At 63.2% G+C, this 14,396-nt stretch carries 14 protein-coding genes; 6 read left to right on the top strand and 8 right to left on the bottom strand.

All coding sequences use genetic code 11. The annotated features are described in order from the left end of the window. Positions 1 to 83 precede the first annotated feature (83 nt). On the bottom strand, positions 84 to 914 hold the full coding sequence (locus EN874_RS02975; protein WP_126089172.1) for a cell envelope integrity EipB family protein: 831 nt from the start codon (positions 912 to 914) through the stop codon (positions 84 to 86). Positions 915 to 1,052: 138 nt separating this feature from the next. On the opposite strand from EN874_RS02975, the gene EN874_RS02970 reads away from it, so the two are divergent. From EN874_RS02970 to EN874_RS02950, 5 genes are all read left to right on the top strand, one after another. Beyond that, on the top strand, positions 1,053 to 1,514 hold the full coding sequence (locus tag EN874_RS02970) for a RidA family protein (protein WP_127423989.1): 462 nt from the start codon (positions 1,053 to 1,055) through the stop codon (positions 1,512 to 1,514). A 12-nt stretch (positions 1,515 to 1,526) separates the two neighbouring features. Continuing rightward, on the top strand, positions 1,527 to 2,255 hold the full coding sequence (locus EN874_RS02965; protein WP_127423988.1) for a glycerophosphodiester phosphodiesterase: 729 nt from the start codon (positions 1,527 to 1,529) through the stop codon (positions 2,253 to 2,255). A gap of 168 nt (positions 2,256 to 2,423) precedes the next feature. Further along, positions 2,424 to 3,638: a GNAT family N-acetyltransferase gene (locus EN874_RS02960; protein ID WP_127423987.1), complete on the top strand. Its 1,215-nt coding sequence runs from the start codon at positions 2,424 to 2,426 to the stop codon at positions 3,636 to 3,638. A 120-nt stretch (positions 3,639 to 3,758) separates the two neighbouring features. After that, positions 3,759 to 4,184: an HIT domain-containing protein gene (locus tag EN874_RS02955; protein ID WP_127423986.1), complete on the top strand. Its 426-nt coding sequence runs from the start codon at positions 3,759 to 3,761 to the stop codon at positions 4,182 to 4,184. Positions 4,185 to 4,501: 317 nt separating this feature from the next. After that, positions 4,502 to 5,596, top strand: a complete 1,095-nt coding sequence (locus EN874_RS02950) for a phosphatase PAP2 family protein (RefSeq protein WP_245513424.1) — start codon at positions 4,502 to 4,504, stop codon at positions 5,594 to 5,596. A gap of 17 nt (positions 5,597 to 5,613) precedes the next feature. On the opposite strand, the gene EN874_RS02945 is transcribed toward EN874_RS02950, so the two are convergent. The 4 genes from EN874_RS02945 to EN874_RS02930 form a co-directional block, all read right to left on the bottom strand. After that, positions 5,614 to 6,237, bottom strand: a complete 624-nt coding sequence (locus EN874_RS02945) for a chloramphenicol phosphotransferase (RefSeq protein ID WP_127423985.1) — start codon at positions 6,235 to 6,237, stop codon at positions 5,614 to 5,616. Between the two features lie 97 nt (positions 6,238 to 6,334). Continuing rightward, entirely contained in the window at positions 6,335 to 8,800 is a 2,466-nt protein-coding gene (gene clpA, locus EN874_RS02940; RefSeq protein ID WP_127423984.1) for an ATP-dependent Clp protease ATP-binding subunit ClpA, read from the bottom strand. Positions 8,801 to 8,806: 6 nt separating this feature from the next. Continuing rightward, entirely contained in the window at positions 8,807 to 9,133 is a 327-nt protein-coding gene (clpS, locus tag EN874_RS02935; RefSeq protein WP_168247384.1) for an ATP-dependent Clp protease adapter ClpS, read from the bottom strand. Positions 9,134 to 9,409: 276 nt separating this feature from the next. Beyond that, entirely contained in the window at positions 9,410 to 9,739 is a 330-nt protein-coding gene (locus EN874_RS02930; protein WP_059185707.1) for a phasin family protein, read from the bottom strand. Between the two features lie 286 nt (positions 9,740 to 10,025). Here EN874_RS02930 and EN874_RS02925 point away from each other — a divergent pair, with 286 nt between their 5' ends. Next, positions 10,026 to 11,456: a D-alanyl-D-alanine carboxypeptidase gene (locus tag EN874_RS02925; RefSeq protein ID WP_127423983.1), complete on the top strand. Its 1,431-nt coding sequence runs from the start codon at positions 10,026 to 10,028 to the stop codon at positions 11,454 to 11,456. Positions 11,457 to 11,498: 42 nt separating this feature from the next. On the opposite strand, the gene EN874_RS02920 is transcribed toward EN874_RS02925, so the two are convergent. From EN874_RS02920 to EN874_RS02910, 3 genes are all read right to left on the bottom strand, one after another. Further along, positions 11,499 to 12,197: a molecular chaperone DnaJ gene (locus EN874_RS02920; RefSeq protein WP_127423982.1), complete on the bottom strand. Its 699-nt coding sequence runs from the start codon at positions 12,195 to 12,197 to the stop codon at positions 11,499 to 11,501. A 120-nt stretch (positions 12,198 to 12,317) separates the two neighbouring features. Beyond that, complete coding sequence (locus EN874_RS02915; protein WP_127423981.1) at positions 12,318 to 12,755, bottom strand: DUF1489 family protein; 438 nt, start codon at positions 12,753 to 12,755, stop codon at positions 12,318 to 12,320. An 84-nt stretch (positions 12,756 to 12,839) separates the two neighbouring features. Continuing rightward, entirely contained in the window at positions 12,840 to 14,243 is a 1,404-nt protein-coding gene (locus tag EN874_RS02910) for an L-serine ammonia-lyase (RefSeq protein ID WP_127423980.1), read from the bottom strand. Positions 14,244 to 14,396: the final 153 nt, after the last annotated feature.

Here is a 14,396-nt window from a genome sequence, read left to right as displayed (position 1 = left end):
GAAATGCCGTCAGGAAATTGGGATCGGATTGCGGCGCCTTCAAGTCGGGCCGATGGGCAGCCTGCTTGGTGGTTAACCCGCTGCTATTTCGACGCTGGACAGGGCTTGGTCTGATCGAACAGCGACAGGTTGACCAGCTTGCCGGTCATCGAGAAGTCGCCGTAGTCCATGACGAGATCGCGCGTGATGCCGTTCTCGTGCAGCTTGAAGCTGATCCGGTACTCCGGCACTTCCTCGCCGCTTTTGTCGGTCTCGTCGAAATAGGCGATGTCGACCGGCCAGTATTTGTCGCTGGCGAGCTTGGCGAGCGCCGGGGCTTCCGGGTCCGACTTGTCGGCGTCGGTCCTCTTGCCGACGACGACGGTGGTCGTCATCACCTTGTTGGCATCTTCGGAGCCGTCGAACAGATTGGTCTGATAGAAGTTTTCGCCGCTCTCGGCCTTGCCGATCAGTTCAACCAGGTGCTGGGTCGGGAACTGCGTGGCGGCGAGCTCGAGCGTGTTCTTCTCGGGCTTGTCGATGTCGACCTTGAGGCCCTTCGGCTCCCTGGTCGCCATACCCTTGACCTCCTTGTCGAGATTCTGGTCGACGAAGGACTTCGTTACGAAGGAGAAGGTCTTGCCTTCGGCGTCCTCGAACGTCGTCGTCTGCTGATCGGTCAGCCTGGTGTTGTCGCTGGTGACGATCTGGGTGACGAAGCGGAACTTCACCGTGTAGCCTTCGCAGGGAGAGCCGTTGAACTCATACACCATGCGGCCGGAGATGCCGGTGATGCCCGAGCGGTCGGACGCCTTGTTGAGGGTGAGGTCGTAGACGGCACGGTGCGCCTGCAGCGCCGGCACCGCGAAGGCCGGAGCCATCGGGACGGCCGCCGACAGGAGAGCGGCGGAAAGGAAAAGGCGCGTTACGCGCATGAAGTGCTCCGTTCGTCGCGACCGATGGCAGGCCGCAGGGAAAGATAGTCCAGCTTAAAAAAAGTCGTGGCGGAAGCGAGGCAAAAATAGCAATTTCGGCCCGGCCAACGCGGCGCCTTCCAGCAATAGGGAAAACCAATGAGCGAAACAATCGAAAAGCGGCTAAGCGATCTTGGCGTCACCATTCCGGCCGGCGCCGCGCCCGCCGCCAACTATGTGCCCTACTGCCGGACCGGCGACCTGCTTTTCACGGCGGGTCAGTTGCCGCTCAAGGACGGCAAGTTGGTAAGCGGGCTGCTTGGCCGTGACATCGACACCACCGCCGGCAAGGAGGGCGCGAAATTCTGCGCCATCAACATCCTGGCGCAGGCCAAGGCAGCACTTGGCGATCTCGAGAAAATCCGCCGGCTGGTCAAGATCACCGTCTTCGTCGCCTCGGCGCCCGACTTCGTCGAGCAGCATCTGGTCGCCAACGGCGCTTCCGACTTCCTGGTTGCCGCGCTCGGCGAGCGCGGCAAGCATGCCCGCTCCGCCGTTGGCACCGCCTCGCTGCCGCTCAATGCCGCGGTCGAGATCGAAGCGATCTTCGAAGTCGAGTGAGAAGAGCCTGACATGACTGACCTTTCCTGGCTGATCGCCCGCCCGGTTGCGCATCGCGGCTTCCACGACATGAACAGGACGCGCTGGGAGAACACGCCGTCGGCCTTTGCGGCGGCGGCCGAGCGCGGCTATGCCATCGAATGCGACGTGCATATCTCGTCCGACGGCGTTCCCGTCATCATCCACGACGGCGACCTGAAACGCCTGACCGGCGAGGACGGCTTCGTCTGGCAGCGGACCGTCGCCGAGCTGACGGCGCTCAAGGTGGGCGGCACGAAAGACCATATTCCGACGCTGCAGGAGGCGCTCGACCTGATCGACGGCCGGGTGCCGCTGGTGGTCGAGCTGAAAGGCGTTGCCGGCCACGACCAAGGGCTGGTGGCGAGCGTCGGCAGGCTGCTCAAGCGCTACAGGGGCAAGGTGGCGATCATGTCGTTCGACCACTGGCTGATCCGCGATTTCGCCAAGGATGCGCCGGGCATTCCCGGCGGGCTGACCGCCTATGGCAAGGACAACCAGCTGATCGAGGCGCATTTCGCCATGCTGGCGCATGACCTCGCCTTCACCTCCTATGCCGCTGGCGACCTGCCCAACCCGTTCGTGAGCTTCGTGCGCGAAAAACTCGGGATGCCGGTCATCACCTGGACGGTGCATGACCAGCCGGCGGTCGACCTCACCTTCAAATATGCCGACCAGATGACCTTCGAGGGTTTTGAGCCGGATCTGGTCAAGGTGGCCTAGAGCCGGATGACTTCAGCTCGAGACGACCTGAAATCCGATCCGCCTCAATCAATCCAAAGAGAGAGCATGATGTCGTCCGAAAACCGCTTCGCACTTTTCGGCATCATGCTCCGAGGCGGTGCCCGAAACGTGACTTGCGGCAGCCCTGAGGACGCTTAAATAAGCCGCATGGATCAAGGTGACGACGACGATGGACGGACTGCTAATGCGGACTATGCGATCCGCGTCGCGGCGGGCATAGGCGCGTTCACCTGCGCGGAATGGGACGGCTTTGCGGGAACCACCCGCGGCGGCACGGAAAACGGCTACAACCCGCTCGTTTCATTCGCTTTCCTGAGCGCGCTGGAGGATTCCGGCTGTGCCGTGCGACGCACCGGCTGGCAAGGTCATCACCTCAGGCTCGAGACGGCGCAAGGCAAGCTGCTGGGCGCCCTGCCCTGCTATCTGAAATCACACAGCCAGGGCGAATATGTCTTCGACCATGGCTGGTCCGACGCCTTCGAGCGCGCCGGCGGGCGCTATTACCCCAAGCTGCAATGTTCGGTGCCCTTCACGCCAGTCACCGGCCCTCGCCTGCTGGTCGGCAAAGGCGAGGACGAAGGCGCGGTAAAGGCAGGCCTCGCCGCGGGGCTGAAACTGGTAACCGATAAGCTCGGCGTGTCCTCCGCGCATGTCACGTTCGCGACGGAGTCCGACACGGCGACGCTGGAAGCGGCGGGCTTCCTGCACCGCACCGACCAGCAGTTCCATTTCTTCAACGAAGGCTTCTCGAGCTATGACGACTTTCTCGCCACGCTTGCCTCGCGCAAGCGCAAGGCGATGAAGAAGGAACGGCGCGAGGCGCTGGCCGACGGCATTTCGATCGACTGGCTGACCGGCAAGGATCTGACCGAAAAGGCCTGGGACGATTTCTTTGCCTTCTACATGGATACCGGCGGCAGGAAATGGGGTCGGCCCTATCTCAATCGCCATTTCTTCTCGCTGATCGGCGAGCGCATGGCCGACGACATTCTGCTGGTGATGGCCAGGCGCAACGGCCGCTATATCGCCGGCGCCATCAACTTTATCGGCTCCGACGCGCTCTACGGCCGCAACTGGGGCTGCATCGAGGATCACCCCTTCCTGCATTTCGAGGTTTGCTACCACCAGGCGATCGACTTTGCGATCGAGCGCAAGCTGAAGGTAGTGGAGGCGGGCGCGCAAGGCGAGCATAAGCTGGCGCGCGGCTACCAGCCGGTGACCATGCATTCGGCGCACTACATCGCCCACCCCGGCCTGCGCAATGCGGTCGCCGATTACCTTCGCCGCGAGCGGCGCGAGGTCGAGCGGATGGGCGAATATCTTGAAGAGCACACGCCGTTCCGCAAGGATCTCAAGGAATAGGGCCGAAATCGCCGCGCGCACGGTTTCCGGTCCCGCACGGTCGATCTCGCCTGACTTGCCTTGCCGCATGACGGCGGCCCCGCTACATGGGTCGGAACAGCAAGATCCGGAGCGCCCTTCATGGCCGAAGCTACCTACGATCCCGGCAACATCTTCGCAAAGATCCTGCGCGGCGAAATCCCGTCGCATCGCGTCTACGAGGACGACGCGGTCGTCGCCTTCATGGATGTGATGCCGCAAGGGGTCGGCCACACGCTGGTGGTGCCGAAGGCCCCGTCGCGCAATATCCTCGACGCCGATCCGGCGACGTTCGGTCCGCTGTTTGCCGTGGTGCAGAAAGTGGCGGTGGCTGTGAAAAAGGCCTTCAACGCGGAGGGCGTGACGCTCTTGCAGTTCAACGAGCCGGCCTCCGGGCAGACCGTCTACCACCTCCATGTCCATGTCATCCCACGCTTCGAAGGCGTGCCGCTGAAGCCGCATTCCGGGCAGATGGAAAAGCCGGAGGTGCTGGCCGAGAACGCCGGCAAGATCCGCGCGGCACTGTGAAGCTAGCGATCCGCCAATGTTGAAGGCCGACCGATAGAACCGACTGACGACCCCCGATTTCCGCTTGCCGCGATAACTTGCGCTCGATTTTTCGAGACTGGATCAGGATGACGTTTCGTTGAATCGCCATCCTGATCCAACTCCTTTTGGAGCACGATCTTCTCGAAAACCGGTTCCCACGTTTCAGGATCATGCTCTAGACGGTCCCGTGCAGCGCCGGACGTGACCGATTGCACTCGAATCGTTTGGTTAGGAAATATCGAACCATCTCGCTGTAAAACGCCGAGGCAGTGGCGAACGCTTTTGGGTTTCGAACCATGGAAAATTCGGTTGCGGCGTCGACCCCCCTTGCGAGGACGGCTGCCGGTCGCGCTTTTCTGATTGCCCTGGCGGACGCCTTTCAACGGCACCGGCTGCTGCACGCCATGTCCGTCTGTGCCCTGCTCCTGGCAACACTGGTCGGCATGCGTACCGGAAACATGCCGGATTTCAGCGTGCTGAAGGAATACCTTCAATACCTGTTCATCGCTTTCTGGATCTGCGGCTGCGTCTTTGCGCTTGGGGTCTTTCTCCACCTTGCGCTGGTCAAGCGGGATACCGAACCGCTCGGCACCTTCCTGAAATCGCTGGGCAGCTTTTTCGGCGACGCCGAACGCACTGCCAACAGCCTGAACGGCCTTGCCGCGAGCATCGCCTTCGTATCCGCCGTCGGCGTGCTGAAAGGAGCCATCGCAATCCTCTCCCCGTTTACATGGGACAAGGCGCTCGCCCACGCCGATCGGATCCTGCATTTCGGTCGAGCACCAGACGAATGGCTATGGTTTGTCGTCCAGTCGCCATTTGCATTGAGGATGTTCAATATCGCGTACAACTTCTGGTTCATCGTGCTCATTGCCACGGTTTTCACCGCCTGCATCACACGCAACGATACGAAGCTGCGTCATCAGTTCCTGATGAGTTTCATGCTGGTATGGACGCTTGGCGGCTTCTTCCTGGCGATGGGGCTGTCGTCGGCGGGGCCGTGCTATTACGAGCGACTGGGGCTCGGCGGTGACTTTCACCCCCTCATGCAGGCACTCGCCGCCGCCGATCGCATCTATCCGATCTGGGCGCTCGGCACCCAGGACATGCTATGGAGCGGCTACATCGGCGCCACCGACGGCAGTATCGGAATATCGGCTTTCCCATCCATGCACGTGGCGATGGCGGTGCTTTTTTCCCTTTACGCAACGCGGCGCTCCCGGCTGGCCGGTATCCTGATGTGGGCATTCGCCGGTGTGATCATGGTCGCCTCGGTCGTGCTCGGCTGGCACTATGCCATCGACGGCTACGCGGGTGCGCTCTTGTCGATCATGATCTGGAAGGCATGCGGATATTTCCTGGCACGCTTCGCGCCCTCAGGGGTTGCTTGAGGCTCACGGGCTGGCATTTACGCCAGCCTGCGAAAGGCCAGCGGTTCCGGCCCGGCATCAAGTCGTTGGTGGATTGCCCTGGCGCACTCGGCTGGATCCTGCCGCGATGTATCGACTTCGAAATCGTAAACGCCCGGCCTATGCACCTCTTCCTGCCAAAGACCGACGGGCAGCGGTACTGGGTCGTCGACAGAGCCGGTCACATACCCTCCCTCCGCTCCACTCGCGGCACGCCTTTGCATGATCACTTCCACCGGGCAGCGGACCCCGACAAACAGGACCGGCAGGCCGGCGAGACGCCTGGCGCATTCGTGAAGGATGCCGAGTGGCCTCGAATAGTTGTCGTGATGGCCAACGTCGGTGACGACGTTCAAGCCCAGCCGGCTGTGTGCCGCGATGGACCCATAAAGCCCGGCGTAGAGGTTCGGCACGACGGTTTCGAGATCGGGACGTTCGCCGCCGGGACGCAGGCCTATGCCGGGACGGAACCGCGGCGGCGTTGCCTGCGCATAGTTATCGACGCCGAGATTGATCCAGATGCCCTCGAATGTCTCCTGGATCGCCAGGGCGATGCTCGACTTTCCCGACCGCGGCGCACCGTTGAGAATGATGATCTGTCCAGCCAATGCCGGTTCCTCCAACGAAAAAAGCCCCGTCCCCGGGGCTTTTCGATTTCAATGCATGTCGCCCAAAAGTGCGACACCTAATGAGCGTTCAGAGGGACGCGCTTTAGGCCGATCAGCTCTTGCGGGGCAGTTGCGGGACCAGGCTTCGCTTGCCGCCGTCCTTGCCCTTCGGCTCCGGCTTCTGCGCCACCGCCTTCTTGGCGACGGACTTCTTGGCCACCGCCTTCCCAGGCTTCGGGGCATCCTCCGGCTCTTCCTTCTTCGGCTTCACCGGGGCTTCATCGGCGAGCGATTCGAGCTTCAGGCCGGTCTCGCCGGTCTCCTTCTTCTCGACGGTGACGCGCACTGTGCCGCCCTTCTTCAGCTTGCCGAACAGCACCTCGTCCGCCAGCGGCTTCTTGATGTGCTCCTGGATCACGCGACCGAGCGGACGCGCTCCCATGCGCTCGTCATAGCCCTTGTCGGCCAGCCACGCGATCGCGTCCGGCGACAGGTCGAAGGTGACGCCCCGCTCGGAGAGCTGAGCCTCGAGCTGCATGACGAACTTCTGCACCACCTGGTGGATCACCGGCACTGGCAGCGAGCCGAATGGGATGATCGCATCGAGACGGTTGCGGAACTCCGGCGTGAACAGCCGGTTGATCGCCTCGACGTCGTCGCCCTCGCGCTTGGTCGAGCCGAAGCCGATCGCCGCGCGCTGAGCGTCCGACGCGCCCGCATTGGTCGTCATGATCAGGATGACGTTGCGGAAGTCGATCTGCTTGCCGTTGTGGTCGGTCAGCTTGCCGTGGTCCATCACCTGCAACAGGATGTTGAACAGGTCAGGATGCGCCTTCTCGACCTCGTCGAGCAGCAGCACGCAATGCGGATGCTGGTCGACGCCGTCGGTCAGCAGACCGCCCTGGTCGAAGCCGACATAGCCGGGAGGCGCGCCGATCAGCCGCGAGACGGTGTGGCGTTCCATATATTCCGACATGTCGAAGCGGATCAGCTCGACGCCGAGCGAGGCGGCAAGCTGCTTGGCGACTTCCGTCTTGCCGACGCCGGTCGGCCCTGAGAACAGGTAGGAGCCGATCGGCTTCTCCGGTTCGCGCAGGCCGGCCCGCGCCAGCTTGATCGCCGAGGTCAGCGCGGTGATCGCGGTATCCTGGCCGTAGACGACGCGCTTCAGCTCGACGTCGAGGCCTTGCAGCACCTTCTCGTCGTCGGCCGAAACCGTCTTCGGCGGGATGCGCGCCATGGTGGCGATCGTCGCCTCGATTTCCTTGATGCCGATCGTCTTCTTGCGCTTGGCTTCCGGCACCAGCATCTGCGAGGCGCCGGTCTCGTCGATCACGTCGATTGCCTTGTCCGGCAGCTTGCGGTCGTTGATGTAGCGGGCCGAAAGCTCGACCGAAGCCTTGATCGCTTCAGACGTGTAGCGAACCTTGTGGAACTCCTCGAAATAGGGCTTTAGGCCCTTCATGATCTCGATGGCGTCCTCGATGGTCGGCTCGTTGACGTCGATCTTCTGGAAGCGCCGCACCAGCGCGCGGTCCTTCTCGAAGAACTGGCGGAACTCCTTGTAAGTGGTCGAGCCGATACAGCGGATCGCGCCTGACGAAAGCGCCGGCTTCAACAGGTTCGACGCATCCATGGCGCCGCCGGAGGTGGCGCCTGCCCCGATCACGGTGTGGATCTCGTCGATGAACAGAACCGCGCCGGGATAGTCCTCGAGCTCCTTGACGACCTGCTTCAGCCGCTCCTCGAAGTCGCCGCGATAGCGCGTGCCGGCCAGCAGCGTGCCCATGTCGAGCGCGAAGATGGTGGCGTCCTGCAGCACCTCGGGCACGTCGCCCTCGACGATTCGCTTGGCGAGGCCCTCGGCGATCGCCGTCTTGCCGACGCCGGGGTCACCGACATAGAGCGGGTTGTTCTTGGAGCGGCGGCACAGCACCTGGATGGTGCGGTTGATCTCGCTCTCGCGGCCGATCAGCGGATCGATCTTGCCGGCCTTGGCCTTGTTGTTGAGGTTGATGCAGTAGGCCGTCAGCGCGTCCTGCGGCTTCTTCTTGCCATTGTCTTCCTGCGGCTCGGCGCCGTTCTGCCCTCCCTGCTCGTCCTCGGCGCCGCGCGGCGTGCGCGACTCCGAAGCGCCGGGGCGCTTGGCGATGCCATGCGAGATGTAGTTGACCGCGTCGTAGCGGGTCATCTGCTGTTCCTGCAGGAAATAGGCGGCGTGGCTCTCGCGCTCGGCGAAGATGGCGACGAGCACGTTCGCGCCGGACACTTCCTCGCGGCCGGACGACTGCACGTGGATGACGGCGCGCTGGATGACGCGCTGGAACCCGGCGGTCGGCTTGGAATCCTCGTCGTAACCGGTGACGAGGTTGTCGAGCTCGGTGTCGATATAGGTGAGAACCGTGTGCTTGAGCTCGTCGAGATCGACGTTGCAGGCGCGCATCACGGCGGCCGCCTCGGTGTCGTCGATGAGCGCGAGCAGCAAATGTTCGAGCGTTGCATATTCATGATGCCGCTCGTTGGCGAATGTCAGCGCCTGATGTAGCGCCTTTTCCAGGCCTTGGGAGAAAGCCGGCATGTTACCTCACTTCTTCTCCATCACGCATTGCAGCGGATGCTGATTCTGTCGGGCGAAATCCATGACCTGAGACACTTTGGTCTCGGCCACCTCGAATGTGTAGACCCCGCACTCGCCCACTCCATGATTATGAACATGCAGCATGATGCGTGTGGCGGCCTCGCGGTCCTTCTGGAAAAAACGCTCCAGGACGTGGACCACGAACTCCATGGGAGTGTAGTCGTCGTTGAGGATGAGGACCCTGTAGAGGCTGGGCTTCTTGGTCTTGGTTTTGGTGCGCGTGATGACCGCAGTGCCGCGGCCGTGATCGTTTCGGTCGTCGTCACCTTGCATTCGCACCACGCCTGCCGTGGCAGTCAAACCGATCGTCACGTAGTCCTGCCTTTTCGAATCCTCATGCGAGTTCAACATGTAGGTCTTCGATGACCGATTTTAAGCCCTTCTGTTTAGCTGACAATATGGCTAGGTGGGCAAACTTCAGCGAATTTCTCAATCGTGAATGCGGCAAGGCTCGGGCGCTGCAATCGCGCACGAAAAAACCCGGCCGCGCTTCCGCGACCGGGTCCTTTATGCAGGCCGGCTGGTCGTGTCGGATATGATCCGACGAAATTACTTCGCCTTGGCGACGACCGATTCGAACGGCTTGTAGGCTTCCTTGGCGAGCTCGGCATAAAGATTGCCGATCTTGCTGGCCTCGGCCACGAAGCTCTCGTAGCTCTGCTTGGCGTAGTCGGTCTGGATCTCGATGGCCTTCTCGATCGACTTGGCCGAGAACAGCTTCTCGACGGCGGCGCTGCCGGCCTCGAAGCTCTTCTTGGTATATTCGCCGGCTTCGGTGGCGATCGCCTGCGCGCCCTTGGTGAGTGAGGCAAAGCTCTTCAGCCCGGTGTCGGCAAATTCCTTGCCGTATTTCGTGAAGTCCTCATAGGTCTGGGTCATTTCATACTTCCCTTGTTGAAACGCCCATTTGCCCCGGGCGCCCTTGTGCAATGCACTGGAATATATTGTGCGCTGCACAAAAAGTCAAGATTCCCTTGAACCGCAAGGGCCGCGAATGACAGCAGCCGCTAAAATTCGAATAAACAGAGGCTCAAATCGCCAGAAAATGGTGAACGCGGCGGTTACCATAAACGGATTGGTAACGCTGCCCGCGATAGCTTGGCTGGAAGCGAGGCAGGCACCCCTCTGCCGCCTCCGGGGCAACGAAAATTCAGGGTAAGTAGCGGTGCGTCAGGCGTTGTCGGGGTTCGTCTCCAAATCTTCATTCTCCTTCAAGGCAGTCATGGTCGCCGCGCTCGCGGTGACGATTGTCGCCGCCGATGTCGCATCGGCTCTCGCCGCCAAGTCGGCGGCCATCGTCGTCGATGCCAAGACCGGCAAGGTGCTCTATTCAGCCGACGCCAACGGCCGGCGCTATCCAGCCTCGCTTACCAAGATGATGACGCTCTATCTCACCTTCGAGGCGCTGGCGAAGGGCAGGATCAGCAGGAACACGCCGGTGCCGTACTCGGTCCATGCCGCGTCCGAGCCGCCGACCAAGCTCGGCGTGCGCGCCGGCGGCTCGGTGCCGGTCGAGACCGCGATCCTGTCGATGGTGACGAAGTCGGCGAACGACTCGGCGACCGCGCTGGGCGAGATGTTGGGCGGCAGCGAAGACAATTTCGCCCGCATGATGACGGCCAAGGCCCGCCAACTCGGCATGAACGGCACCGTCTTCCGCAACGCCAATGGCCTGCCGGATCCCGGCCAATTCACCACGGCCCACGACATGGCGATGCTTGGCATCGCGCTCCGCGAGCACTTCCCGCAATATTACGGCTATTTCTCGCAGCGCTCCTTCCTCTACGGCCGCCAGCGCATCAACGGCCATAACCGCCTGCTCGGCCGCATCAAGGGCGTCGACGGGATCAAGACCGGCTACACGCGCGCTTCCGGCTACAACCTGGTTTCCTCCGTCGCCGATGGCGATCGCCGCCTCGTCGCCGTGGTAATGGGTGGCGCTTCCGGCCGCAGCCGCGACAACCAGATGGCTTCGCTGATCAGCACCTACCTGCCGCGAGCCTCGACCCGGGGTGGCGGCAATCTGATCGCCAAGGCGGGCGGCGACAACCCGATCAAGGCTTTGGCAAAGGTCCTCCTGCCGAAGCACGACGCGCCGACCCCGGATGAAAAGCCGGCCGTCGACGACACCGAGGTCGCGTCAGCCGACGACAACGTTCCGGTCGCCGAGGAGACCAAGCCGGTCATCCAGGTCAGGAAGGTGAAGACGGTGGCCGTGGCCGCCATGGCTCCCGGGCCCCAGGAAAACACGTCCCAGGCCGAAACCACTTCCCAGACCGTCGCCGCTTATGCCGAGCCGGCGCCTGCGGCCGCGCCGACCGTCGATCCGGTCAAGACGTCGTCGCTGCCGTCGGGATGGGTGGTGCAGGTCGCCTCCTCGCCGACGCAGTCCGGGGCTCAGGCCCTTCTCGACAAGACGAGCAAGCAGGCGCCGAGAGTGCTGGCGGACGCCGAGGGCTTCACGGTCGCGTTCGACAACGGCGGCGTCACCTACTACCGCGCCCGCTTCGGCGGCTTCGGGTCGAAGGACGCAGCCTGGAAGGCCTGCGATGCCCTGAAGCGCAAGAAAATCTCGTGTTACGCCGTCCAGCAATAGGCGGCTTTTGAAATCTCCCGGAAGGTTCAGCGTCGAAGGAGACTAGTCGTGATTGGAGAGCAAGACGTCCTTGGCTTCATTGATTCGCGCCGCCAGGACAGACGTGCCGCCGACATCGGTGTTCAGGCGCTGCATCAGGCGGCGGTGCGCCTTGCGGATATCCGCCGCGGCAGCCCCCGCTTCAAGACCAAGGATCTTGTAGGCCTCCTCCTTAGTCATGGCGCCCGCACCTGGCGCAACACCCAGCCTTTCGCCACTGTCCGGCTGCGCGTCCTTGCGCCAGACGGGAAAACGGCCGTCAAGATACGTCTCTAGCAGCTGGCGGCTCTCCGGGTCCGGCCGCAGCTCGACGTGGAGTTGCTGCAGGTCCGCGATCCCCATGGCGCCCAGCATCTTGCCTTCGTAGCGGCCGGCGAGAACGAGGCCTTCCAGCTTGCCGCTATCATGGTCGAGATCCATTTCGAGAGCCGCTGTGCGCACGGTCGAGCGTTTGGCCGCGACCGGCTTCGCCGGCGGCCGTTTCGCCCGCATCCAGGCATACCAGCCTGCCGCCGCAATCATGAGCAGGCCGCCGATGCTGCTGCGACCGACCACGAGCATCGTCGCGCCGATCAGGCCCAGCAGGGCGGGGCCAAGCGTTCTAAGATTGTCCGCCATCCTGGCGGCGTCGGCGCGCACGAAGATCGTCGCGACGCCGAAAAGCATCAATAGCAAGGCCGCCAATGCGATGATCACGCCCATCGGTTTGCATCATCCGGATGATTGTGCCTGTAGATCAGGATGGGGTGTGGCTCAGTTGCTTGCAAGTCCCACATCGGACGAGCCGAGGGGCCAGCAACCGGAAGATGAGGCCGTGCAGGCTTACAGCAGGCCGAGTTCGGTAAGCTCCAGGCGCAGTTTCGGCGGCATCTCGGCCAATGCGGCTCTGCCCTTGCCAAGATCGGCAGGGGCGTCGGTCGGCTTGAGATAGCGCCAGCCCTGGAAGGCGCGGCGCGGCTGCCAGTCGGTGCGCACCACATCGTGATCGAGCACCAGATGGCAGCGGCCGATGCCTTCGCCGTCGACGAAGGGCCGGATCTCGGTAATGAGCTGCCGGCACTGCACGTTGCCCTTGATCACCCAGTAGAGCGAGCCGCCGTCGACAATCTCCTCGCCGCGCGTCGGCACCATGCGGGTCGTGTGCCAATGCTCGGCCGGCTCGCCGGCGCGGCGCCGCTCATCGAGACGGAAGGCAATCCACTCTTCCAGGTCCTCGACGCTGTCGCAGCCGACACAGAGCTTGATGAGATTGAGAGACATGCCCCAAGATTTAGCTGGGCAGCCCGATGCGTCAACGTCCTGTCCGACTTCTCCACAGGGCCAGTTCGCTCAGCCGGTCGGCACTCAGCACTCGACGACGTTGACCGCCAGCCCGCCCAGGCTGGTTTCCTTGTATTTCTCGTTCATGTCGAGGCCGGTCTGGCGCATGGTCTCGATCGCCGCGTCGAGCGGCACGAAATGCGTGCCGTCGCCCTTGATGGCCAGAGACGCGGCGGTCACCGCCTTGACCGCGCCCAGCGCATTGCGCTCGATGCAAGGCACCTGCACCAGTCCACCCACCGGATCGCATGTCATGCCGAGATGGTGCTCGAGCGCGATCTCGGCGGCATTCTCGACCTGCTCCGGCGTGCCGCCCATGACGGCGCAAAGGCCGGCGGCCGCCATCGCCGAGGCGGATCCCACCTCGCCCTGGCAGCCGACCTCGGCGCCGGAGATCGAGGCGTTGGACTTGATGATGCCGCCGACGGCGGCGGCCGTCAGCAGGAAGTCGCGGATGCTCGGCTGGTCGGCCTCGGGATGGAAATGCAGCCAGTAGCGCAGCACGGCCGGGAGCGTGCCGGCCGCGCCATTGGTCGGCGCGGTCACCACGCGACCGCCGGCCGCGTTCTCCTCGTTGACCGCCATGGCGTAGATCGACAGCCAGTCATTGGCGAGCAACGGATTGGGCCGGTTTTGCTGCCACTGCTCCTGCAGCTTGTCGTGGAGTTGGCGCGCGCGCCGGCGCACCTTCAGTCCGCCCGGCATGACGCCGTCCTGCGACAGGCCGCGATCAATGCAGCCCTTCATGGCGCTCCAGATCGCGTCGAGGCCGGCGTCGAGCTCCTCGCGCGACATGTGCTTTTCCTCGTTGATGCGCTTCATCTCGGCGATCGAAAGCCCGCTCTTGGCCGCCATCGCCAGCATCTCGACGGCGTTCTTGAACGGATACGGCACCTTCTTGCCTTCAGTCGTCACCGAGCCCTTGGCCTTCATGCGCTGCAATTCTTCCTCGGAGACGACGAAGCCGCCGCCGATCGAATAATAGATGCGCTTGAGCAGCAGCCGATCGGATGCGTCATAGGCGTAGAAGGCCATGCCGTTGGCGTGGCCGGTCAGCGGCGTCTTGCGGTCGAGCACCAGATCCTTGGCGGGGTCGAAGCGATAGGACGGATGTCCAGGCGGCGAGATCCGCTTCTCCGCGCCGATGCGGGCGACGATGCCATCCGCCTCGTCCGGGTCGACCGTCTGCGGCGTCTGGCCGGCAAGGCCGAGGACGACCGCGCGGTCCGAGCCATGGCCGATGCCGGTATAGGCGAGCGAGCCGTGCAGGCTGGCGCCGATGCGATCGAGCTTGACGCCGGCCGGACGCGGCCAGTCGCCGGCAAGGACCTCGTCGAGGAAGCGGCGGGCGGCCGTCATCGGCCCCATCGTGTGCGAGCTCGATGGACCGATGCCGATCTTGAACAGGTCGAAAACCGAAAGGAACACGCGCCGTTGTCTCCTGGAGGCCGCTCAGGAATTACATATAGGAATTCCTCTGATGTTTCCGCTGTTTTGCGTGTCGCGGCGCGGCGGCCGCCGACTTTGTTTGCTTCGCCAGCGACATCGTCAGGGGTTGGACCTCTGCGCCATCGAAGCGCC

The organism is Mesorhizobium sp. M1D.F.Ca.ET.231.01.1.1 (genome assembly GCF_003999155.2).
Lineage (GTDB): Bacteria > Pseudomonadota > Alphaproteobacteria > Rhizobiales > Rhizobiaceae > Mesorhizobium.
Note: the sequence above shows the minus strand (reverse complement) of the source record. Positions and strands in the feature narration are given on the sequence as shown.